This window comes from Neobacillus drentensis (genome assembly GCF_021560175.1).
Lineage (GTDB): Bacteria > Bacillota > Bacilli > Bacillales > Cytobacillaceae > Neobacillus > Neobacillus drentensis_A.
This window is the reverse complement of sequence record NZ_CP091110.1, coordinates 1,602,662-1,626,862: the sequence shown is the minus strand read 5'-3', so window position 1 is coordinate 1,626,862 and position 24,201 is coordinate 1,602,662. Positions and strand designations below refer to the sequence as shown.

22 protein-coding genes are annotated in these 24,201 nt (G+C 37.9%); 4 read left to right on the top strand and 18 right to left on the bottom strand.

The features are described from left to right. Positions 1 to 14: 14 nt before the first annotated feature. The 7 genes from L1999_RS07525 to L1999_RS07495 form a co-directional block, all read right to left on the bottom strand. Positions 15 to 584, bottom strand: a complete 570-nt coding sequence (locus L1999_RS07525) for a polyhydroxyalkanoate biosynthesis repressor PhaR (RefSeq protein WP_235742988.1) — start codon at positions 582 to 584, stop codon at positions 15 to 17. Between the two features lie 21 nt (positions 585 to 605). Next, positions 606 to 1,280 (bottom strand): hypothetical protein, encoded by a 675-nt coding sequence (locus L1999_RS07520; RefSeq protein WP_235742987.1) that lies wholly within the window; start codon positions 1,278 to 1,280, stop codon positions 606 to 608. Between the two features lie 110 nt (positions 1,281 to 1,390). Continuing rightward, the gene (gene adhE, locus L1999_RS07515) at positions 1,391 to 3,994 is read right to left on the bottom strand and encodes a bifunctional acetaldehyde-CoA/alcohol dehydrogenase (RefSeq protein WP_235742986.1); all 2,604 of its coding nucleotides are present in this window, start codon (positions 3,992 to 3,994) and stop codon (positions 1,391 to 1,393) included. A 248-nt stretch (positions 3,995 to 4,242) separates the two neighbouring features. After that, positions 4,243 to 7,002, bottom strand: a complete 2,760-nt coding sequence (ppc, locus tag L1999_RS07510) for a phosphoenolpyruvate carboxylase (RefSeq protein ID WP_235742985.1) — start codon at positions 7,000 to 7,002, stop codon at positions 4,243 to 4,245. 171 nt (positions 7,003 to 7,173) lie between these two features. After that, a complete protein-coding gene (locus L1999_RS07505) occupies positions 7,174 to 8,385 on the bottom strand; it encodes a cadherin-like beta sandwich domain-containing protein (RefSeq protein WP_235742984.1) in 1,212 nt (403 codons plus the stop codon). Between the two features lie 180 nt (positions 8,386 to 8,565). Further along, positions 8,566 to 9,015, bottom strand: a complete 450-nt coding sequence (locus L1999_RS07500; protein WP_235742983.1) for an SRPBCC family protein — start codon at positions 9,013 to 9,015, stop codon at positions 8,566 to 8,568. A gap of 125 nt (positions 9,016 to 9,140) precedes the next feature. Continuing rightward, complete coding sequence (locus L1999_RS07495; protein WP_235742982.1) at positions 9,141 to 10,322, bottom strand: LL-diaminopimelate aminotransferase; 1,182 nt, start codon at positions 10,320 to 10,322, stop codon at positions 9,141 to 9,143. 185 nt (positions 10,323 to 10,507) lie between these two features. Here L1999_RS07495 and L1999_RS07490 point away from each other — a divergent pair, with 185 nt between their 5' ends. Continuing rightward, positions 10,508 to 11,164: a YczE/YyaS/YitT family protein gene (locus L1999_RS07490; RefSeq protein WP_235742981.1), complete on the top strand. Its 657-nt coding sequence runs from the start codon at positions 10,508 to 10,510 to the stop codon at positions 11,162 to 11,164. Positions 11,165 to 11,200: 36 nt separating this feature from the next. On the opposite strand, the gene L1999_RS07485 is transcribed toward L1999_RS07490, so the two are convergent. The 3 genes from L1999_RS07485 to L1999_RS07475 all read right to left on the bottom strand — a co-directional run bounded on the left by L1999_RS07485 (position 11,201) and on the right by L1999_RS07475 (position 13,049). Next, positions 11,201 to 11,971, bottom strand: coding sequence for a nucleotidyltransferase domain-containing protein (locus L1999_RS07485; RefSeq protein WP_235742980.1), 771 nt, complete (start codon positions 11,969 to 11,971; stop codon positions 11,201 to 11,203). A 45-nt stretch (positions 11,972 to 12,016) separates the two neighbouring features. After that, positions 12,017 to 12,670: a histidine phosphatase family protein gene (locus L1999_RS07480; RefSeq protein ID WP_235742979.1), complete on the bottom strand. Its 654-nt coding sequence runs from the start codon at positions 12,668 to 12,670 to the stop codon at positions 12,017 to 12,019. A gap of 184 nt (positions 12,671 to 12,854) precedes the next feature. Then, on the bottom strand, positions 12,855 to 13,049 hold the full coding sequence (locus L1999_RS07475; RefSeq protein WP_235742978.1) for an IDEAL domain-containing protein: 195 nt from the start codon (positions 13,047 to 13,049) through the stop codon (positions 12,855 to 12,857). A 258-nt stretch (positions 13,050 to 13,307) separates the two neighbouring features. Here L1999_RS07475 and L1999_RS07470 point away from each other — a divergent pair, with 258 nt between their 5' ends. Further along, positions 13,308 to 14,153, top strand: coding sequence for an alpha/beta fold hydrolase (locus L1999_RS07470; protein WP_235742977.1), 846 nt, complete (start codon positions 13,308 to 13,310; stop codon positions 14,151 to 14,153). Between the two features lie 44 nt (positions 14,154 to 14,197). On the opposite strand, the gene L1999_RS07465 is transcribed toward L1999_RS07470, so the two are convergent. Both L1999_RS07465 and L1999_RS07460 read right to left on the bottom strand, forming a co-directional pair. After that, positions 14,198 to 14,797, bottom strand: coding sequence for a response regulator transcription factor (locus tag L1999_RS07465; RefSeq protein WP_235742976.1), 600 nt, complete (start codon positions 14,795 to 14,797; stop codon positions 14,198 to 14,200). Further along, entirely contained in the window at positions 14,794 to 15,930 is a 1,137-nt protein-coding gene (locus tag L1999_RS07460; protein ID WP_235742975.1) for a sensor histidine kinase, read from the bottom strand. The genes L1999_RS07465 and L1999_RS07460 overlap by 4 nt, the downstream gene beginning before the upstream one ends. A 254-nt stretch (positions 15,931 to 16,184) precedes the next feature. On the opposite strand from L1999_RS07460, the gene L1999_RS07455 reads away from it, so the two are divergent. Next, positions 16,185 to 16,964: an alpha/beta fold hydrolase gene (locus tag L1999_RS07455; protein ID WP_235742974.1), complete on the top strand. Its 780-nt coding sequence runs from the start codon at positions 16,185 to 16,187 to the stop codon at positions 16,962 to 16,964. 77 nt (positions 16,965 to 17,041) lie between these two features. Here the strand turns inward: L1999_RS07455 and L1999_RS07450 are convergent, their stop codons facing one another. The 6 genes from L1999_RS07450 to L1999_RS07425 are packed head-to-tail and all read right to left on the bottom strand — an operon-like array spanning position 17,042 to position 22,253. Then, complete coding sequence (locus tag L1999_RS07450) at positions 17,042 to 18,109, bottom strand: alpha/beta fold hydrolase (RefSeq protein WP_235742973.1); 1,068 nt, start codon at positions 18,107 to 18,109, stop codon at positions 17,042 to 17,044. A 21-nt stretch (positions 18,110 to 18,130) separates the two neighbouring features. After that, the gene (locus L1999_RS07445) at positions 18,131 to 18,694 is read right to left on the bottom strand and encodes a polyhydroxyalkanoate biosynthesis repressor PhaR (protein ID WP_235742972.1); all 564 of its coding nucleotides are present in this window, start codon (positions 18,692 to 18,694) and stop codon (positions 18,131 to 18,133) included. A 34-nt stretch (positions 18,695 to 18,728) separates the two neighbouring features. Next, a complete protein-coding gene (locus L1999_RS07440; protein ID WP_235742971.1) occupies positions 18,729 to 19,325 on the bottom strand; it encodes a hypothetical protein in 597 nt (198 codons plus the stop codon). A gap of 14 nt (positions 19,326 to 19,339) precedes the next feature. After that, a complete protein-coding gene (locus tag L1999_RS07435) occupies positions 19,340 to 19,789 on the bottom strand; it encodes a hypothetical protein (protein ID WP_235742970.1) in 450 nt (149 codons plus the stop codon). Between the two features lie 34 nt (positions 19,790 to 19,823). Next, a complete protein-coding gene (locus L1999_RS07430) occupies positions 19,824 to 20,603 on the bottom strand; it encodes an SDR family oxidoreductase (protein ID WP_235742969.1) in 780 nt (259 codons plus the stop codon). Positions 20,604 to 20,627: 24 nt separating this feature from the next. Beyond that, the gene (locus tag L1999_RS07425) at positions 20,628 to 22,253 is read right to left on the bottom strand and encodes a long-chain-fatty-acid--CoA ligase (protein WP_235742968.1); all 1,626 of its coding nucleotides are present in this window, start codon (positions 22,251 to 22,253) and stop codon (positions 20,628 to 20,630) included. A gap of 616 nt (positions 22,254 to 22,869) precedes the next feature. On the opposite strand from L1999_RS07425, the gene L1999_RS07420 reads away from it, so the two are divergent. Then, on the top strand, positions 22,870 to 24,201 hold the full coding sequence (locus L1999_RS07420; protein ID WP_235742967.1) for a hemolysin family protein: 1,332 nt from the start codon (positions 22,870 to 22,872) through the stop codon (positions 24,199 to 24,201).

The window sequence follows — 24,201 nt, the reverse complement described above, 5'->3', positions numbered from 1 at the left end:
GTTTTCTCCTTCCATTAGGACTCGGTTGTACCAGCAACAGCGAGCACTAAATCTTTGTTTTTGAGTTTCTCCTCTTGAAAAAGATTCTTCATCTGTTCAAGTTCAGTCTTGATATCAGTTAATTGGCTTAAGTTTTCCTTTAATTCTTTTAATTCATCCTGAACAGCTGATAGTTCGTTCGCATGATTTAATTCTATTTGTTGAAAGTCTTCTTTCATTTGTTTAACAACATTCACCATTTCTTGGAACATCTCTAGATACCCTTTATTTACCGTACCAAGGCTATCTTGGAGATTCCATATTTGCTCTTCGAGGGTATCGAGTTTTTCTTCGGCTTGGATAGATAACTTAGCAACGTTCGCTACATCTTTTTTGGTTGGAAGATTCATCACACCGGCCACTAGTTCTTGTCTTTTTCTAAGCAGTTCCAAATAACGAGCATGACCCTCTGTGCCCGCCTTTAAAAGTTTGACGAATTCATTGTTATCACTCATCATGTATAACAGTCCGTTTATTTGTCTTTCCCACATTTCACTCATTCGTTTGATTCCCTCAAATGGTTGATATGTTTTATCATTTGTCACTCAAATCACTCCTCGGTTTTATTATTTAATAAACTCATCTGGTTTTTCCAAATACTTGCTTAACGGAAACAGTAATGTTTTAATCTGCCTGGCAAAAAGATTTACAAAGCTCTTTTGATTTTCATAAATTAAGTTCCCGGCTTGTTTGACTGTTTTTATATACTGCTCTCTTCCTCTCTTTCTTAGCGCAATATATTTCTCTATCATCTCAAGATATTTATCCATTGACAGGGTGCTGGCAAACCGCTCGCATGGAGCCGCTAAAATAGTTAGCGTTTTTTCTTGGACCTGGTCAATTTGTGCATTAATATCTTCATAAGATCTTAGCGGGAAGAAATGCTGCAGGCTGGTAGTAGACATTAAAAATTCTTCTCTGGCAGTTTTTTCCCATGAAGAGAATTCTTGATAAAATTGAGAAGCAAGTTCAATAAGATTTCCTTGATTACGCTTAACACCTTCAGCAAATTGCTTTGCTGCTTTAATGAATAACCCATCTCGCTGATTGGCACGTTTCGCCCATTCGTCTAGTTCACCAAAGGCATGGTGCCATAGCAGGTCTAAGCTTGAAAACGGTTCTTCGCTTTCATCCTTTTTAACAGTCTCTTCTCCTATTGGTTGTTTCGTCGCTTCTTGATCTTCAATCTTATTTTCCACTTGCTCGGATAAATCTTTTTCTGATTCTTTTCTGTCATCCATCCTTACTCACCCTTTCAAAGTTTTTTAAACCTGATTCCTATAATTTTATATGGAAGAGGTTGTAATCTCTTAAATTATTGTTTTAAAAAAGTAATATAGAAAAGCTCGTTCTAAATTCCTTTGAAGGCCTGTTGATAAATTTCAGCTAGTTCACTGATAAATGGCTGTTTTGGATTTGCGATCGTATCTTGATCATCAAAGGCAAGTTCCGCGAGTTCCGCTGCCTTACTTTCAAATTCTTCCTTATTTACACCATTCGCTTGAATACTCATTGGAATATCCAGTTCTTGTGCAAGGGATATAACTGCCTTTATTAAACTATCAATTCCTTCCTGGGTAGTACTGGCAGGAAGACCGAGCATTCTAGCAATTTCTGCATAGCGCTCATCCGCAATAAAATGTTCATATTTAGGATAGGTCATAAATTTATTTGGTTTTGCAGCGTTATAACGGATAACATGCGGTAATAGAATGGCATTGGCACGTCCGTGCGAAATTTTAAACTCAGCTCCTAGCACGTGGGCAAGGCTATGATTGATTCCTAAGAACGAGTTAGCAAAGGCCATCCCTGCAATCGTGGAGGCATTGTGCATTTTTTCACGGGCCAGTTCATCACCCCCATCTCGATATACCCTAGGTAAATATTGAAAGACAAGCTGAATCGCTTTTAAAGCAAGTCCATCTGTAAAATCATTGGCTAATACAGACACATACGCCTCAATGGCATGTGTTAAGACGTCCATTCCCGTATCTGCCGTTACATGATTAGGAACGGTCATTACAAACTGTGGATCCACGATTGCCACATCAGGTGTAAGCTGAAAATCAGCAAGCGGATACTTAATATTTGCTTTTTTATCTGTTATCACGGAGAATGCCGTAACTTCTGAACCTGTTCCGGAAGTAGTCGGAATCGCCACAAATTTAGCTTTTGTCCGCATTTCCGGAAACTTTACGACACGCTTTGTCGGATCAAAGAATTTTTGCGTTAAGCTCCGGAAATCTGTATCGGGATGTTCGTAGAAAAGCCACATTGCTTTTGCCGCATCCATTACCGACCCGCCGCCTAAGGCAATAATGCAATCCGGCTGGAACTTGCGCATTCTATCTGCTCCATCCATAACCGTTTCAATCGTTGGCTCTGGCTCAATAGTTGAATAGGTTTCAAATTGAATGCTGTTTTGATTCTTTTTTAAATAATAGAGAACCTTATCGACATAGCCATTTTTCAAAGGACTACCGCTGGTAATGATAAAAGCTTTTGTAATACCCGGAATGGCTGCGAGAGTTTGCACTGAATTTCTCTCAAAGAAAACTTGTGATGGTACTTTAAACCATTGCGTGAATGTCCTTCTTTTCGCAACCTTTTTAATATTAAGCAGATTTTGGGCTCCGACATTCTGTGACACAGAATTCCCTCCATATGTTCCACATCCAATTGTTAAGGATGGCAGCGATGTATTATAAATATCTCCGATGGCCCCATGAGTTGATGGCGTATTAACCATAATTCGGCCCGCCTTTAACTGTAGTGAAAAAATATCTACCAAGTCTTGGTTTGAGGTATGAATCGCTGCGGAGTGTCCTAACCCGCCGTATTCTAATGTCTCCTCAGCAACTTTCAAGCCTTCTGCAAAACTATTAACCTTGTAGCAGGCTAAAATCGGGCTTAATTTTTCGCAGGATAAAGGCTCATTCGGACCTACTCCTTCTTGTTCTGCGATTAATATTTTTGTATTAGCAGGTACCTTGATTCCAGCAAACTTAGCAATCATAGATGCAGACAGCCCCACAATTAGATTATTAATGGAACCTGTTTTTTCAAAAATTACTGCCTTTTCGACCATTTTTCGTTCATCTTCACTTAGAAAATAACAATTATTTTCTATCATTTCTTGTTTTACTTCATTGTATATTTCTTGATCAATAATTAAGGCTTGTTCTGAAGCACAAATCATTCCGTTATCGAAGGTTTTAGATAAAATCACATCATTGACAGCACGTTTGATATTGGCTGTTTTTTCGATATAACAAGGTACATTACCAGCCCCCACACCAATTGCCGGTTTCCCTGAGCTATACGCAGCCTTTACCAGGTTTGGTCCTCCTGTTGCTAATATAAGTGAAATCTTTGGCTGTCTCATTAAGGTTTGAAAAGCTTCATGCGAAGGAGATTCAATCCACTGAATGCAATTATCGGGAGCTCCTGCTCTAATCGCCGCATCCAAAAGTATTTTGGCTGTTTCAGTACAGCATTGTTGACCATATTGCGGAAATGCAAAAATAATTGGATTTCTTGTTTTGTGTGAAATTAAAGATTTAAAGATAACGGTAGATGTTGGATTTGTAATTGGGATAACACCAGCAATAACCCCCACTGGCTCTGCAATTTCAACCATCCCTTCATTTTCATCCTCACGAATTACCCCTACAGTTTTCATATCCCGAATGTTATTGTAGATAAATTCTGTTGCAAACATATTTTTAAAAACCTTGTCTTCATAAACCCCGCGTCTCGTTTCTGTTACCGCTAACTTCGCGAGTTTTTTATGATTTTCTAGTGCCGCTAAAGCCATTTCCTTTACGATTTTATCGACCATTTCCTGTGTATAGCCACGAAATTCTCTCAATGCTTTTTCTGCATTATTAGCTAACTGATCAATTGCTGCTGTAACCATTTGCTTTTCTTGAACTACTTTCTCTTCTACAGCCATTTATGTTCACCTCATATTTGTCAATTTTCTGCCTGCCCAAGACAGACTGCCAATGGGTTTAGGACCTTTGCTTCTTCTGGCTAAAATATATCATGCGCGATTCTCGAAGTTTGTCGAAATTCGCGCAAAAATGAATGAATAGCCATTCACTTTAAAATAATTCACAAAATGTTCAAAGATAACTGTGACTGCATAAAAAAAGGTCCTAAACTCTGTTGCAAAAGAGTTTAAGACCTTCTTCAATTTGATCAGCCTGTATTACGGAGTCCTGCGGATATTCCACTAATAGTAAGCAGGACTTCGGTTAATATTTCTTCATCCAGCTCATCTTGTTTCCGTAATTCTTTAATCAATTCAACTTGTAAAAAGTTTAATGGATCCACATAAGGATTCCGTCGGTACACTGATTCCTTAATGTTTGGTGTATGGTCGAGTAATTCGCTATCTCCTGTTATTTTAAGGAGAATCGCTTTTGTTTTTTCATATTCCTCAAGAATATTCGAAAATATTCTGTCGGCAATAGTCTTATCTTCAACAAGCGTTAAATATTCTTTAGCAGTTGTGATGTCTGCCTTCATCAATGCCATATTTAAATTATCTATTGTGGATTGGAAGAATGGCCATTTTGCATACATCTGCTGCAGAAGCTGCAGATTTTGAGCGCTTTTTGATGCGAAGCTGTCTAAACCTGTTCCAGCAGCATACCAAGCCGGAATTAGCTGGCGGCTCTGCGTCCAGGCAAACACCCATGGTATCGCCCTTAAGTCCTCAAATCTTCCACGATTCTTCCGACTCATTGGTCTTGAACCAATATTTAAGTCACCAATTTCTTTTAATGGAGTGGCTTCATTAAAGTAAGTAAGGAAATCAGGGTCATCAAATACTAATGATTGGTATTTTGATAAGGCAAAACTAGAAATCTCCTCAATCGACTCTTCCCAAACATCCTCACGTAACGTTCCCTGCTCTTTTTGAGAAACGTGTGCAGCTGAAAGTAGAAGAGTGGATGTTGCCTGTTCCAAGCTCCGATATGCAATATCCTCAAGCAGATATCTTGAAGATAATACTTCACCTTGCTCAGTGATTTTTACCCCATCCCCAATTGTTTCTGCTGGCTGGGACAGGATACTCTTATTTAATGGACCGCCGCCACGTCCTAATGACCCGCCGCGGCCATGGAAAAACTTAAGACCGATTTTGTATCTGCTGGCCATTTCGTGGATTTCGATTTGGGCCTTATATAGCTTCCAGTTTGCTGTTAATGTTCCACCATCCTTACTACCATCAGAGTAGCCAAGCATGATTTCTTGTTGATCCCCTAAAATAGTAAGATGGTTACGGTAGATTGGCATTTCAAAAAGAGTTTCCATAATTTTCGGACCTGCAGTCAAGTCATCAATCGTTTCAAGAAGCGGTGCAACGTTTAAGTGGCTTTCTAGCGTTCCATCCGCATGCAGACGGTATATACCTGCTTCTTTTGCTAACACAAGTACCTCTAATAAGTCACTTGCTGATCTCGTCATACTGACAAGATAAACCGTGATGGCACGCTTGCCGAACTCCTCATGAGCCGATTTAATCATTTGGAACACTTTTATTATTTCTTGCGTTTCAGCAGAGTAGTCCTCATTTAACAATAGTAGTGGACGTGGATCCATTAAGATATTTTGTAACAACTGTAATTTTTCCTGCTCAGAAAGAGCCGCATAGTTATCTGTCATTTGGACTTTCCGAAGTATTTCTGTCATAGCCGCCTCATGTTCTCCGCTATGGTTTCGGATATCAAGTGTAGCCAAATGGAAACCGAATAATTGCACTTGTCTGATTAACTTTTGGATCGTCTTTAATTCATGATCACTAGGATGATGTTTTTTCAAACTACGGTTAATCATCTTTAAATCCTCTAATAATTCATCGGAAGTTTTGTATCCAATTTCGGATTTCCCCACTTGTCTTACGCGTTCAATTATAATGGCTAATACACGTCGATAAGCCTCTGTTTTGTTTGGCCACTTTTTATCATCTGTTAGGTATAAGTCTTCTTTTTCCGTTAGGAATAATAGAATTTCTTCACTAACATTTACCCTTGTTGTCGAGTGGCTGTATCGTTTCATGATGTCAATCAAAACATTTTTATATTTCCTTAACACAAGTCTGCGCTGTTTTTGTAATGTTTCCCACGTGACATCACTTGTTACGTTGGGATTGCCATCACGATCCCCGCCAATCCATGAGCCAAAACGAAGGAAGTTTGGAACATTCCAAGTTGTGCTTGGATAATATTTTTCAAGGCAGTCCGCTACCTCCTGATGTATTTCAGGAAGGACTTCAAAAAGGGTCTGATCAAAGTAATATAGTCCGTTACGCACTTCATCTAACACAGTTGGCTTATGGTCACGCAATTCATCTGTTTGCCATAGAATCGCTACTTCATTGAATAAACTGTCTTCTAGCTTTTTTTGCTCACGATCAGATAAAAGTGGATGATCGAGATTCTTTAAAATGGCAGCAATTCGCTGCTGTATTTCAAGAATGGAGCGTTTTGTTGCTTCTGTCGGATGTGCTGTAATAATTAGTTCGAGTGATAATGTGTTGAGGGATTTTTGGATAATCTCTTCACTAATATCGTGTTCTTTGAACTTTAGAATGGCACTCTCAATCGAAGCAGGCTGGACGATTTTATCATCTTTCAACTGATACTGTCTTCGTCTGCGAATTCGGTGGTTTTGCTCCGCTGCATTAATCAAATGGAAATACATAGAAAATGCCCGGATGACTTGTTTACGCATTGGTGAGTTTAGGCTGGATATCTCCTCTTTTAATTCCTCGTAAATTCCTTCGTCGTAATGTTCCCGAAGTGTTTTGCACATGAGTCTTATTTTTTCAACTTTATCAAAAAGCTCGGGCCCGCCATAATCGACAAGAATATCACCAAGCATTTTCCCCAGTAATTTCACATCACGACGCAATGGAAGACTGCTGTCATTTACTTTCAATTCTGTTGTCATTCTATCACCTTCCCCTTATTCAAAAGATTCACTAAATTTTTTATATATAAATATAACATATCTTTTCGAATCATGTTAAATATTTTTTCTCGCTTTTCTATTTTTTCTAAAAAAAATAAACCTGACTGGAGTTTTTTCAGGTTTATTCCCATTCATGGAATAGGTTTCCCATTAATTCTCTGCTCTATCAAAAACTAATACATAGGTTTTCCGGTCGGTATTATTATAGGTTACCACTACTGATATAACAGTTTTATTGTCGTCATCTAACTGGATGGTTTTGCTAGTGCCTCCTTCGATGGAAATTTCGGAACTGCTATAACTTGCCGTTGGATTAATCGTAACGGTTTTGGTATCACTTGCAACAGCCACATGATAAGTATACTCGCTTGAAGTAAATGAACTGTCCCAGGTTCCTTCAGATACGGTTAGTTTTGAAAGGGTAGCCATGGTTGTTTTTTGAGCGGTTCCTGTTGCACTCTGCTGGGTAGAGGCAAGCTGAGAAGAATTCGAGTTTGTTCCGGCAGTTGTTGTCGGAAAGGAGCTGCCAGTCTGAGTCGAAAGTCTTCTGCCAGTCTGAGTTGAACTGTTACTTCCATTTGGTCCTGATCCATTACTTCCAGTTTGAGCTGATCCATTGCTTCCAGTTTGGGCTGGAACGGTGCCATTTCCTGTGGATGTATCTTGGCGTTCGACATGAATCGTATATCTTAGCTTTGCTCCATTCTCAGCTGTTACTACGATACGGATATCTGATTTGCCCACCGGAACATTTACTAATACTCCTTTTTGTGTCACTTCCTCCCCATTCACTTCAATTTCAGCTAAATTTACAGCTGCAGTTGGCAGCATCGTAATCGACGAGGCAGCATTCGGGAGTTGAACAGAATAATCAGTCACTGTAGGTGAAAAAGCAGGTGAAAGCTTCCCTGTTGACAGTTTAATATCTTTAAGCTGATTCTGGTTATTTTGCTTTCTAGTAACCATTAACGTATACGTATTTGTTAGATTGCTGCTAGGATCCTTAACAGTGACAAGAAAGAAATTTTGCCCGGTTTGAAGTGAGTATTGCTCAAAGGTGCCGCTAGTAATGGTTTTGCCATTTATACTAATGATTGAACTGTCATTGCTGCCTTCAACAAGTAGATGAATCGAGTCTGTTTCGTTGTCTACTGCAGCTGAATATTGATTATTATCTGCTGAGAAATCTTTGTCTAGCTTGACTCCTTCGATTTCTAATTTGGCGAGGGTATTTGTTGTTTCGGTTACTTGAGTTACCCCTTCAGCATAGACGGCTGTTGGCAGATTGTATCCAGTTCCCAGACCAAGTAATGAAACAATTAAGACCGCGTTACGGCCTTGTTTTGGTATCTTTGTAAGCATTGTTAATCCTCCCACTTTTAACTAAGTGATTTTGGACTAACTTTACCATGGGATACTTAAGAATATCTTAATTTTTAAGAGAGATGTTCATCCTTTAAGTAATTACCCATTCAGCGGTAAATAAAACTTACTTTTAACAAAAAAGCCACAACCCCATTAGAGGGATCGAGGCTTTAGCATCTACTTATTACTAAATTCTTCAAGTTTAGAAGAAATAGCGGCTGCTACCTCTTCATCCGATAGATTAACAGCTTTATTAAAGAGGGTATTTGCCAATGTACCCATTGGTCCTGTTGCATTTATATCAAGAAAACCTGTCAGGAGGGTTTTATTTCTGTTGAGGGCTTTTGCTTCAAAGTATCCTTCTCCCAGGTACTTTTCGTTTTTTCGCCTTAATTCAAAGCTCACCTTACTTGGTTCGTTCCACTCCTTAATATCAATTAGCAAAGTGACCTTTTTTTTGACAATCCCAAGGTCGCTTTTAAATACCCAGCTTATTTGCCGGTCATTCACTTTTTGATGTTGAATATAACCCGGGACAAGTGGTGCCCAATTGTTTTCATCTCGAATAAAGTCCCATATGACCTCAATTGGGATAGCTAATTCTACATGTTGTATTTCACTTGGCATGGCGGTATCCCTCTTTCATTATCAAAGTAAAAGACCTTCAATGGCTGAAGGTCTTTTTTTAAAAATATATGTTTACTTTGATGTTTATAGAAGAAATTTAGTTTTTATAGTTACGATTACTTTCCTTATTTTTCAATTAAACGATCCGCTAAAAATTGTTCAATCCGTTCAGCAGCTCTAGAAAGCATCTCGGACGGCTGAACAAGGGCAATGCGGACATAGCCTTCTCCTTGTGAACCGAAAGCATCACCCGGGATCACAGCTACACCAGCTTGATCAATTAATTCAAAAACAAATTGACGGGACGTCCAACCCTCCGGTATCTTTGCCCATACAAACATCGTTGCTGGAGACTTTGCGACCTGCCAGCCGCTTTTCTTAAGTCCTTCAACCAGTGCTTCCCTGCGAAGCTCATATTCCTTTACCTGTTCATGTAAATAGGAGAAATCAGAAGTTAAAGCTTTCACTGCCGCTTGTTGAATGGGATAAAAAACTCCGTAATCAATATTCGATTTAAAGGTTGCTAATAAATTGATAACTTCCTCATTTCCTACCACATACCCAATCCGGCAGCCAGCCATATTAAATGTTTTCGAAAGCGAGTTAAACTCGATTCCTACTTCTTTGGCTCCAGGAACGGCCATAAAACTAATCTGTGGATGATGGTCAAAAATCAATTCTGAATAGGCAAAATCATGAACTACTAAAATATTATGAGTCCTTGCAAACGAGATAACATCTTCAAAAAATCCCTTATCCGCCAAGGCGGTTACTGGATTTCCAGGATAACTTATAATCATCATTTTAGTTTTCTGTACTACTTCTAGAGGGATATCATGTAAGTTTGGTAAAAATCGATTTTCTGCCAGCAAGGGCATTGGGTAGATGACTCCTCCCGCCAAATTGACACTCGCCTCGTAAATTGGATATCCGGGATCAGGTACTAAAACATAGTCCCCAGGGTTAATAATCGCAGTGGCCAAATGGGCTAAACCATCTTGTGAACCCATCAACTGAAGCACTTCTTTAACATGGTCTAACTCAACACCATAACGCTGCTTATAAAAATAACATACCGCCTCATTGAATTCCGCTATTCCCTTCAATGTATAGCCATATTTACTGGTATCTTGAACAGATTCAACTAATGCATTGACGACATAGGGCGGTGGAGGAAGGTCCGGACTCCCGACACTAAGATCAATGACTTCTTTGCCCTTTTTCATTGCCGCCATTTTCCGATCAGCCACTTCCTGAAAGATACTAGCTGACATTTTTTGAAGTTTTTTCGAACCGATGAGATTCATAGACATTCCCCTCTAATTGTTTACTTTTTATAATTTTAATTATTTTAACATATTTCTGATTATAGTAATCATTTTAAATTACTCTTTAAAACAAATTAACCATTGATTAAATTCGGTAGATAAATTAAGATTTTTAGAGTGGGTTTTTAATATTCAGAATTGTTATTTACTGGAGGTCTGGGGAATTGAAATTATTTCAATACTGTCTATTCTTTTTAGGATTAACCTTTTTTGGCTTAGGCAACGCTATTGCCGTAAAAGTAAAATATATTGGATTACATCCGTGGGAAGTATTAAATGTCGCCCTTTATCAGCATTTTGGTTTAACAATTGGTACTTGGGGTGTCATTTGTGGTTTGGTGTTAATCTTCATCTCCTTATTTATTGCCAGAAGTTATATTAGCATTGGGACGATCTTAAATGCCTTGTGTATTGGACCCATTATGGACTTCTTCCTTTGGCTCGACATCCTGCCAAAGGCAACCAATACTTGGATTGATTATCTAATTCTACTATCTGGTATCATCATAACTGGAATAGGCGGAGGAATGTATGTTGCTGCGGGAATTGGTGCCGGTCCACGTGATGGCTTTATGCTATCGTTATCGGACAAAACCGGGTTATCTGTCAGCAAGGCCAGGGTCATTGTTGAAAGTTTTGTGTTAGTGATCGGTCTTTTTCTAGGAGGTCCTGTTTTTATGGCTACTTTTATTTATACCTTTATTCAAAGCCCTATTTTCCAGCGTTCCCTTAAGATTTTTAAAGGAGTAAAGGAAAGGGTAAGCACACAAAATGTAATTTCCTTCAAAAAAAAGCCATCAAATGATGGACTTAAGTTATGACATTCATTGGGAGGACTTCTAAAAATCCGACTAGGATTAGGACCATACTTCCTCCAGCATTTCTCTAAACAACACATTTAATTCATTGGTATAGTCCCTTTTTGGTACCACCAATTTTCTGGCATATTCCTCCAGATGGTTCATTTCTTTATCAATGAAGTCATGAATAATAGGGAAATCAAGGTTAATATAGGGGTCATCATGATTTATCTTGTTTTTGATCAGTTTATGAATCTTCCTCTTTACTTCTTTCTCCTTAATCAATTCCTCTATTAATTGTGGAAGCTCATTTGGAGGGAAGTTGTTATATTTTTTTATCCACATGCTGGACAAGATGGGGCGTATTATAGTTAGATAGCGCTTACTGCTTATCGTTTCAGTTTGAGGACCATTCCGATAATTCCCTTTTGCCATATTTAAATAATGAAATAGGGATGCCTTGGGCTGGAATATTTCATTTTCTAGTTTCTTCATTTTTTCAAGTAGTGAAAAACCTTGATAGTAAACGATATCAGAATGAAGCCATTCCAACAAGGAGGGATTAGACTTTTTAAATAACTGGAGAGCTTTCCGCAAATCCCATCCATTTAAATCAAGTTGGTCATTTATCGGCTCCTCAATGACATCACGTTTTTGATCAATTGTTAAATACCAATCTTTTTTATGAACATAGATGAACCGAATATCATAATCACTATGCTGTGAAGAAGTGCCCCATGCCCGGCTTCCTGCCTCAACGGCATAGCATATTTTCACTTCAAATTCCTGCTCAATTCTTTTTAATTCCTCAATGATCCTTTCTTTCACGATACTTTCTCCATAGTTCATTCTCTTTCGATTTTGTTTAATCTACTATTGATTAAAGGAAACAACTTCGAATACGTTACGTGTATACTTTAATATAGAAACACTCGAATTTTTAATATCCATTCCCTTATCAAATTCATTAGAAAATTTACTCATGATATTTCTTATGATAACGCCATGTGTTACGAGTAAAATGTTTTCATTATGACTTTTACTACTAGAGACAATCTCATTTAAGCCGTTTTCAATCCGTTCCCACAGTTCTTTGTAATCTTCAGCATGATGAAATGGGTCTGATTTTTTAAAAAAATTCATTACATCTTCTAGATTATGGTTTTGAAACAATTCTTTCGTGCTTGAACAGTTATTTTCTTCGGCAATTTTTCGAAAAACAACCTCTGAATATTCTCCCTCAAAACTTCCAAAAAAACTCTCTCGAAAGGCTTTTCTCCTATTTATCACCAATTGATTCTGGTAATTATTTTGTTGAAGAATTAATTCAGCAGTTTCAACTGTTCTCCCTGAATCACTTGTATATACCCGGTCGAAAGGAACAGCGGCTAATCGCTGACCCGTTTCGGCAGCAACAGCTTTCCCTTCTTCAGTTAGTGGACTGTCAGCCCAGCCTTGCATTTTCTTATATCGATTTAAATATGTTTCACCATGTCTTATTAAATACAAATTGAAATTAGTTTCCATTGTATCCCCCAGCTCTATTTTTATTGGTTTTGTAAATTAACACAAAGGAAAAGATTTTTTCAGTAGTTAATCCCCATTAACCCATTTTAAAACGATACCATATTAATCAGAAACCAGAAAGAAGCCCTTATCCAATTAAAGGATAGGGCTGCCCTTTGTGATATTTGATTACATTAGTAATGAATTAAGAAATCAACTTTAGCTCTTCTGTTAACTTAAGGAACAATTCTTTATCCCCATTTTGTAATGTTTGGTCGATTTCCTTTCGGATATTCTCCTTTTTAAATTCAAGCAGGGCATTGTTTAGAAACATCTCAGCAATAACAGCATCTTGATTCTCATCCGAATGTTGTGGTGAATTTAATAATTTCTTTTCCATGGAAATCAACTCCTTGAGCTTTTTTTCATTATACATTTAGTTTTCTAAAAATTCAAACACTTTATTTCACTTTTTCGAAAAAATTTATTTTTGGTGTCAGGCACCATCAAAAGACATTTGTATATATGGTGTGGACAACTGTTTTTTCATTCTTTCAATTTGTTTTCCTAATATTTCTTCATGTATCTAGTAGTATTTCTTTTAAGGTGTGGGGAAAATTAAAGGCAACTATTTTATGTGGAGCAGGAGGAATGATGTATGGAGCAGGCAGCTTTTACCGGTTATCAGACGGTAAATAATATTAATGTTTATTATGAATTTTACCCCCATCAAACAGCGAATAAAACGTTTGTTTTATTACATGGATTTCTTTCTTCCACCTTTACCTTTCGCCATTTAATTTCATTGTTAAAAAAAGATTTTCAGGTTTTATCTATCGATCTCCCTCCGTTTGGTAAAAGCGAAAAATGCAATCAGTATGTGTATTCCTATAAAAACCTTGCGCAAACCGTCATCCAATTAACAGAATCCTTAGGTCTTAATAAAATGACCTTTATCGGCCATTCAATGGGGGGCCAAATTGTTCTCAATATCCTTCATATGATGCCGAATATTGCGGATAAAGCGATTCTCCTTTGCAGCTCAGCCTATTTAAAGCGATTTAAATTACCTTTAATCTTGACTAGCTATTTACCTTATTTTCATCGTTTTGTTAAATATTACTTCGCGCGTACGGGAGTGAAGAAGAATCTACAGGATGCCTTATATAATCATTCCATCATTAATGAGGAAATGATCAACGGCTATCTTCAGCCTTTTTTACAGGATGAAATATTCAGAGCTCTGACCAGAATGATAAGAGATCGGGAAGGCGATCTTCCAGTTGAAGTTCTTCAGCAAATCAAAACACCATGTTTATTAATTTGGGGTGATCATGATAAATCCATGCCCCTTAAGGTAGGAGAGCAGCTACATAAAGATTTAGCCAATTCCGAACTAATCATATTAAAAGAAACCGGACATGCTGTACCAGAGGAACGTCCATTTGAAGTATTCGAGTATATCAAAAACTTTTTAGACAGATATCAAACAGCCATTGAGTAAGAAGCTAAAACCCCGCAAAAAAGGTGTATTCCTCGGAATACACCTCATTTAAACCAGCCCTTTTCTTTTGAATGAGTGATAGCTTCAATCCTGTTTTTAACTTCCAGTTTGTCTAAGATAATCGAAATGTAGTTACGGACAGTACCTGTTTTAATACTAAGGGTCTCCGCAATTTCTTTGGTGTTTTTCCCATCCGCCACAAGCTCGAGCACTTCTTTTTCCCTGTCCGTTAATGGATTTTCTTCCCCATATACATCATCCATCAATTCGGGTGCATAAATACGCCGTCCCGCCATCACATTTCGGATGGAACTTGCTAGCTCCTCACTCGGGCTATCCTTTAACAAATAACCGCATACCCCTGCCTTTAAAGCCCTCTGGAAATATCCGGTCCGCGCAAAGGTCGTTAGAATGATGACTTTACACCCGAGACCCTTTAGTTCCTCTGCAGCTTCAAGTCCGCTTTTTCCAGGCATTTCAATGTCCATGATACAAACATCAGGCTTATATTTCTTTACAAGTGATACCGCCTCTTCACCATTTGAAGCTTTTCCGACCACTTCCATATCATCCTCCAAACTAAGCAGGGAACCAAATGCTCCTAGCAGCATTTGCTGGTCTTCAGCAATTACGATTTTAATCATCTGCCATCCTCCTTATCCATTGGCTTTACGTCATTCGGGACGGTTACAATTAAAGTAGTGCCGTCCTCTGTCAAGAGCTCTAAACTGCCATTAATAAATTCCAAACGTTCCTTCATCCCGATTAAGCCATGTCCCTCTGCCAGCTCATCTGTATCGCCCTTAAAAACACCATCATCGTGAATCGTCATGACCGTTTCCTTCCATAATTGTGCGATAGAAATAGAACAAGTCTTTGCCCCACTATGCTTCACCACATTGTTTACCGCCTCTTTTAAACACATACTTAAAATGTTTTCGGTAAGCAGCGAAACATGTTGAAGGGCAAACTCTCCCTTACATTCAAAATTAATTTGGGCAGCTTTTATCATTTGTTTAACCCTTAAAATCTCATCTTTTAACCGAATCCCCCGCATAGAAGAAACCATCTTTCTTACTTCACTTAAGGCAGTCCTAGCAGTCTGCTGTACATCCTTTAATTCATCTCGTGCCTGCTCAGGGTCCTTTAAAATTAACTTCCGAGCTAAGTCTGACTTTAAGCCAATCAAAGAAAGTTTTTGCCCAAGTGTGTCATGCAGATCACGAGCTATCCGGTTTCGTTCTTCCAGTTTCACAAGTTCTGAAATTCGCTTATTAGCGTCCTCGAGCTTTTCCTCCAGCTGTCCGCGCTCTTTCCGATTATGGATACTAAAAGGTAGAAGGATCACACTAATCCAAATAATGATGACAAACGGAAGCTGCTGAAGAAACAATTTTTCTTGCATGACAATATTATAGTTGATCGATGCTGACGTACTTATGAGATGAATAAAATATAATGTTAAAAAAGCAATCCGGTCCTTAATATTTCCGATAAAATAAGCAAGAAAGAAAGCAAAATAAACATAGCTATAGAGACTCGACGCTGTTATTGATATGCCAATTAAAATTAAAGTCCATAAATAGACAGGCCAACCCTTGGAAATAAACGCAATCCGATAGAGAATAAAGAATACTAAGGTCAGTAAAACACCTAGAACAATCCCGATTGTCGAAGTAGACTGGAATATAAAGTAAAAAGGAAGGATACCAAGTATGGTCCAAATATAGGGTGCAATACCATTATTCTTTTCAAACGTTAAATACTTTTTAATCATTCGTAATTCCTCATTAGCTTCATACATCCTGCCTCGCTGATTTTTATGATCTTAATAATTCATTTTAGCTGATATTCACCGATCTTAAAACAAATTGCACCTGCATTACTGAATTCTTTATATATGTAAATTACATATATTGGTAATAAATAAACTTCTACCCCTATATAATTAAATAGTCAGAATTTTATAAACGTTTACACATTACAAATATTGGCAACATATGTTTATAAAAACACTTAGGAGGAACAACATTGGGAGAACTTTTTATTGGCGGCTCCAAAATTCCTTATTTGCGATTTGGGGAGGGTGAACCACTAGTCTTTATTCATGGCCTTGGAGAAGTAAAAGAGGGCTGGTCAAACCAGTTTGAATTTGCCGATCAGTATGATTTAATCATACCTGATTTACGTGGTCATGGTGAATATCAAAATCCTGGTGAGATTTCAATAAAACACTTTGCCGAGGATATCATTAGCCTATTAAACGGTCTCAGGATTAAAAGCGCACACATCTGTGGCCTGTCAATGGGTGGAATGGTAGCCCAAGAAATCTACCGCCAAGCCCCTGAAATGTGCCGTTCCTTAATGCTGGTTAGTACTTTTCACTATGCGCCTGAAACACTCGGTAAACTCTTTTTAAAATATCGGAAAGCACATGCAGCAAATAAATCACCGGATGTACTAAGAGAAACGGCCGCAAAAATTTGCCTCTATTCATGGAACAAAGATAATTTCGAGAAATTCAATCAATTTTACCGCCCGAATAGAGAATATTATTTTAAATCGATGGAAGCATGCCTAGAAGTAAATAATTTAACTTTACTTCCTAAGATTAAGGTTCCAACCTTAATCATTGGCGGACAATATGATTCCGTCATTCCTGTCTGGGTACAGCTGCTGATGCATAAACAAATTCCTCACTCTGAATTTGTGATCTTCAGAAATACCGGGCACATTGCTAAGCTCGAGGCGAAAGAAAGCTTTAATAAAACACTTAGAAGCTTTTTAAACAAGCACAAAACTGCAAGTTGAAGGAGGGGGAAATACATCCTCCTCCCCTTGCCTATACCTTTTATATATTTACTTGTACCCGAAATTATGACTAATTTTTAAAGCGGATTTGAACGGCTTGAAGCCCATTGATGGACTATTTTTGCAAACAAACCCGATAAAGCCAAGCTGACATGACCAGCTTCAACCGTGATATAGGATTTATCCTTACTAGAGGCTAAATCCATGATCGGCTTACTTTGCTCTTCAAGAATTAAATTATCCCGTGAACCGGAAACGACGAACAGATTAGCCTTTATATTTTTTAAGTCTACAACTTTATTGCCAACCATCATTCCTCCGTTAATGAGCTTATTCTCTTTAAAGAGGTCAGTTGCCAATTGACGGTACGCTTCGCCCGCAAATGGAACTTGATCAAGTGTCCATTTATTCATCCTGCGCCACTTATCAACATATTTGGAATCATGTGCTCGATGCAGCAGCGTTGTATAATTAGTAAAATAAATCGGTGCACCGATTGCGCGGAACATACCTTCCACTAATTTAGGAGGAATATTCCCATAAGTATCAATAAAGCGTTCGATATTAATATCCCCGTCTCTAAGCCCTTCTGCCCACTTATCAGGTCCCATAAATGGCTGAAAATCAATTGGAACGGTCGCTACAATGAGATTCTTGATTGGCTCATCTGCAATTGACGCATAAATGGAAGCAATTGTCCCGCCTAAGCAATAGCCGATTAGCGTAATTTGCTTAGCGCCTGAATGACGAATTGCCCGCTTAACCGCTGTCCGTAAATATTTCTCAATGTAGGTGTCAATCCCCATCTGCTTGTCTTCATACCCTGGGGAACCCCAATCTAATAAATACACTTCATAGCCCATTTTCGTAAGTCCCTCAATGACACTAGCTTTAGGGGCGATATCTAAAATGTATGGTTTATTAAACAAGGAATAAACGAAAAATAAGGGAATTTCATATTTTTTTTGTTGTGCTGGATAATGCCATAATACTGATTTATTTTTTCTCCACACTTCGTTCCTAGGAGTATGGCCAATTTTGGGCTCGGGTTCACTTAGAATCTTAAAGACGTTAGCCCAGCGCTGCCTTTCCTTTTCATAATCCAAGTCAGGCATGAACTCTGTCAAAGGTGATTCTGCTGCCAATGTAGTTTTCTCCCCCTTCTGTTAGTTTCCTGAAGCTGTACCTGTTAACACAGGTTCGGTAGACTTATCTTTTATCAACTCTTTAATCGTCTCGAATTCCTGTTTAAAATCATTCAGTTTTAATAATTCAAATTTCAATTCCTGCAGTTCGGCATGCAGGCCCTTTGTATCTGCCAGTTCTTTTTTCGTCTTAACTAATTCCGTCTTTAATTGCTTGGTGAGTTTAATGATTTCTTTGGATACTTCGACAACACTCTCAATCTCTTTATTTTGTGACTTTACAGAATCCTGTAAATCCCAAATTTGCTCCTCTAAGGCTTCCATTTTTTCTTCCGCTTGAAGGGTTAGGTTAGCCACATTGGTAACATCATTTTTTGTTGGTAAATTAAGGACACTCGCTAATGCTTCTTGATTCTTTTTAAATGTTTCAAGATAGCGCGAATGCAAGTCAGTCCCTCTGTGCGACATTTTTACAAAGTCTTTATTATTGGTTAATAGAAAGATAAAATCGTTAATCTGTTTTTCCCACAATAAACTAAATTTATGAAGGGATTCATATGGATCGTAGTTTTTTTTATCAGACATCTACCTTCACCTCTAATTATTTTTGTCTATTCTTTTACTTTTTCAAATATTTTTGAAAAGGTAATATGGCTGATTTAACCTGTTTCGTAAAGACGTCAACAAATAATTTTTGATTTTCATAAAGGACATTCGTTGTTTTCTTTACACTCTCGAGATATTTTTCGCGTCCCTTTTTCCTCATTGAGATATACTGTTCTACTGTTTCTAAAAGCTTATCAAGTGCCTGAATCTGGCCAGTTGTTAATTTTTGGACAGGGGTAATTAATAGTTGAGCTGATTTGTTCTGAATATCTTCCACTACTTGATTGATTTCCTCATAAGATTTAACAGGGAAGAAACTTTGCAGCGTTGTAGTAGTCATTAAGAGTTCTTCACGTGTTGACTGTTCCCATTCCTTTAACTCCAAACCAAATTGGGCCGCAACAGTTATTACATTTTCCTGATTTTTCTTAGCCTTTTCAACGTAGTTCCTTACTGCCTCTAAGAAACGCTCATCTTGTTTATTAAACTTTTCAGCCCATTCGTCTAATTCATCAAAACCAAGTTTCCATAATAAGTCAAGACTCGAAAGCTCCTTTTCTAATTCCTCTGTTCCTTGATTTTCCAGTACTTTTTGATTAGTTTCGCTCATAATATATTTCCTCCTTAATAAATATCCATTTCAAATAGTTTCTTTAATTCCTGTAGTTCATTTTCTAATGTTTTAACAGGATGGCTGCGTTGATCGGTTACATCACTATTTAAAAAAGTGGACCATTCTTCCAGTGATTCTCGAACCATTGTCAGTTTTTGTTGGTTTGCCTTTTGCAGGTTAATAATCTGATAAATAGATTCATCCAAAGAATCAATCTCCTCCACTACCTCTATCTTTCTATTTGCAAGGGCAGCAAATTCATCTTTAGTGGCAAGATTCCTACGATTTAGCCATCTGGTAGTTAATCGCTTATAGATCCTTACTTCTCGAAGATGTGAATCCAATGCCTTGCCAACTGCTTTTGTAAAGGCTCGGGAATTGGTACGAGCATGAATTCTTTTATTTATCTCTGCTTCGATTTGTTTATAAAATTGAATGGTATCTTGCTGTTTAGAATTCATGTTTGACCTCTTCTATTCCTGCCTATTGGAAAAATTATTGGACAGCTGCAGTGGTTCCCCCATCCACGACTAAAATATGACCATATACATAATTAGACGCATCTGAGGCTAAAAACAATGCCGGACCCTTCATGTCGTCATCTGAACCAAAACGTCCTGCAGGAGTCCGCTCGAGTATTTTCTGTCCAGAATAATCAAGGATAGCCTTTGCCATTTTAGTTGGAAAGAAACCTGGGGCAATGGCATTTACATGGACATTATAAGGCGCAAGTTTTACCGCTAGGTCCTTAGTCAAGGTGATAACCGCACCCTTACTTGCAGAATAGCCAATCGCATCCATCACCAATGGGTCTTGCCCGCCTACACCAGCAATGGATGCAATATTAATAATTTTCCCGGACTTTTGCTTGACCATAATTTTTCCTACAGCTTGAGAAAATAAGAAAACACCCTTAAGGTTAATATCCATCACCTTATCCCATTTATCTTCAGGCATTTCTAATGCCGGTGCCCCCCAGCTCGTCCCACTGTTATTAACTAAAATATCAATTTGTCCAAATTCCTTAAGAGTCTCGTCCACGACATGATGAATATCTCCAGGGTCAGAGACATCACATTTGAAGGCTAAGGCTTGAACTCCCTTTTCCTTTAGTGCTTCGGTAAATTGTTTGCAGGCATCTAAATTTCTAGAACAAATAACGATATTTGCTCCTGCTTCTGCGTATGCCGTGGCAATTTGCTGGCCCAGTCCTCTTCCGCCGCCGGTTACAATTGCTGTTTTTCCTTTTAAACTAAAAAGCTCTTGAATATTCATCAGGTCCCCTTCTCTCTAGTATTCTTATACTTTTAATAGTTCTTGTTCCCGTAAAACTCTTCTAAGGAGTTTTCCGACGGAAGATTTCGGCAGGTCCGAACGGATTTCCACTTCTTTTGGTGCTTTGTAGGGCGCGAGATTTTCCCTTCCAAATTGTTTAATTTCCTCTTCCGTTGCAGAAAATCCTCCTTTTAGCTTTACATAAGCCTTTACAGTTTCACCACGGTATGTGTCTGGAACTCCAATTACGAGGGCCTCTTCAACAGCCTCATGCTGATAAAGGACGTCTTCAATTTCACTAGGATATACATTGTATCCGCTCGCAATAATCATATCCTTTTTACGGTCAATAATATAAAAATAGCCTTCCTCATCCATCATGGCGATGTCACCAGTATACAACCAGCCCTCCTTTATTGTCTCCTCAGTATCTTGTGGACGGTTCCAATAACCCTTCATCACCTGAGGGCCTTTGATGACTAGTTCCCCCTCAACTCCTACAGGTGCATCAACATATTTTCCGTCCTGTTGAATAACGATCTTAGCAATTGTACTTTGGACAGGAATTCCAACGCTTCCGTATTTTCTAGGAACAAACGGTGGACTGAAAATAGCCGTTGGTGCCGATTCAGAAAGACCGTACCCATCCAGCAATTTTACCCCAGTTCTCTTTTCAAATAATTTAGCTGCTTCCACAGGCAGCGGCGCCCCTCCGCAGCTTATATAATACAATTGATCAAAACCACATTCTTCCAAACCCGGCTGGCTGTTTAAAGCAAAATACATCGTTGGAACTCCAGACATTTGAAAAGGTTTTTCACGTTTTACTGTTTCCATTACTTCCTTAGGATCAAACCGCGGCAATATAATCTGGTTGGCCCCTTCTCGTATCCCGCAAAGGGCCGTACTGGACAGTCCATAAACATGAAACATAGGAAGAACCGTAATCATTTTAAAGTCATCCGGCTTCTTACAGGTTTTATAAGCAAAATCACAAACCTGATTAAAGTTGGCTAGTAGATTAAGATGAGTAAGCATGACTCCCTTAGAAGGGCCAGTTGTGCCGCCAGTATATTGGAGCAATGCAACATCATTTTCACGTTCAATATGTACTTCAGGGATGTTTATATATTCATGGAGGAATTCGTCGAAGTATTGGTCCCCCTCAGCAAGATCTACTCTCTCGCACCCAAGGCTGACCACAATCATTTTTTTCAAACTTGTTTTTGGTTGGACTTTTTTAACTTTATTGTATAGAGTATCTAGAACAACGATATACTGTGCACCTGAATCAGTTAAAACATGTTCGATTTCTCTTTCTACGTACATAGGATTTAACTGAACTGCTATTCCGCCCAGTCGAAAAATCCCAAATAAGCTAAAAATATAGTGTGGGGAATTTGGAAGCATAATGGCTACGCGATCACCTTTTTGAAAGCCTTCCTTATATAGGCCTGCAGCAAATTGGTCTGTAACCACCTTGGTGTCAGTAAAACTCCAAACCTTTCCGTAAAAGGTGAAGGCTGGTTTATCATGATATTGAGTAACGGATCCTTGTAAAAAATCATAGAGGGATGGGTGTTCAATTAACACATGCTCATCGATCCTTGAATCATAGATTTTTAACCACGGCTTTTGCTGATAAACCATAATAAAGATACCTCCTAAGAAATTATAGTAACCTAGCAATTATTCCTTTTAATAACGCCGTAAGCCTTAGAAGTAATCAACTTATTAATAGAATATTGATATAACTACGATTATTGTAGGAAAATACTATTTTGTAAACCCTTCCTTATCGACATTTTTCTTCGTTTTTCTAATTTTTCCAGTCCCCCATTACTATTCGTGATAAACAAACCTTTAGATATAAGATCTTTTTAAATGAGAAGGTTTTGCCAGCTTCCATATCCTGATGAAATTTGTCGAAATATTTTATTTTCTACTTGAGTTTTCGACAATAATCATCGTTCACTGTTCTAAATCCTTTTTGTCAAATGATGAATTAAAAATTTGAAAATTAATATTCTTCTATAAGATTTTTACCAAAAATAAGGGATTGTGAGTTTAAATCTGCCCGGAATTTAAAAAATTACGAGACTAACCCGTTTAAAGGTTTTCTATTACACTGGGCACAAAACATGAACCACTGTTCATGTTTTGTTGACAAACAAGATGACAATATGTCATAATTGAACTAATGTTCATTTTTTATGTTTAATAGATTTAGACTGGAGGTGTAGGCCTTACTCTTAAGGCTATACATTTGGAAATAGTTAACCTGATCATCATCGCCATTTTTATTGCCCTTACAGCCTTCTTTGTGGCTGTAGAGTTTGCAATTGTTAAAGTACGAGGCACACGTATTGATCAACTTTTAAATGAAGGAAAAAAAGGAGCCAGAGCTGCTAAACAAGTCGTTACCCATTTAGATGAATATCTATCTGCTTGTCAGCTCGGAATAACGGTCACAGCACTGGGACTTGGATGGCTAGGAGAGCCAACCGTTTCTAAGTTGTTACATCCACTCCTTACCTTACTACACATAAATAGTGCTGTAACACATCTCTTATCTATCGTGTTAGCATTTATTCTTGTTACCTTTATCAATGTAGTCGTGGGCGAATTAGCTCCGAAATCTTTTGCCATTCAAAAATCAGAAACCATTACGCTTCTCTTTGCTAATCCGTTGATCTGGTTTTATAAAATATTTTATCCGTTCATTTGGATATTAAATACTTCGTCTAGATTATTGGTTGGCTTATTCGGTTTAAAACCTGTGTCTGAAAATGAGTTAGCACACACAGAGGAAGAATTGAGAATTATTCTTTCAGAAAGTTATCAAAGCGGAGAAATTAATGAATCGGAATTAACCTATGTTACGAATGTATTTGATTTTAATAATCGGATTGCCAAAGAAATTATGGTACCTAGAACAGAAATGGTTAGTATATCTGTCGATGATCATCGTGATGACATTCTCTCGTTAATTAAGGAACAAAAATATACACGCTACCCTGTCATGAATGGGGATAAAGATAATATAATTGGGATAATTAATATCAAGGATATTTTAACTACTAAATTGGATACGAACTGGGCAGAGAAAAAACCTCTATCCTATTTCATTAAACCGGTCATCTCTGTTATTGAAACCATTCCTATTCAACACTTATTATTAAAAATGCAAAAGGATAGGACCCATATGGCGATCCTTATTGATGAGTTTGGAGGTACATCTGGCCTGGTGACAGTAGAAGATATTGTCGAAGAGATTGTCGGTGATATTCGAGATGAATTTGATAGTGACGAGGTTCCTGATGTACGTAAATTAGCCAATGAGCACTATATTGTCAGTGGTAAAGTACTAATTGAAACAGTAAACGATATTTTAGGCACTTCCATCTCAAATAAAGATTTAGATACGATTGGCGGCTGGTTCTTGTCAGAGAAATTTGATGCTACAATGGATGACTTCATAGAATATGACGGCTACTTATTTAAAATTAAGGAAATGGAAGAACATCATATTTTATTCATTGAGATTAAAAAGCTAGTTCAACTAGCATCCCCACTCCACCAAAAATCGGTTTCTTAG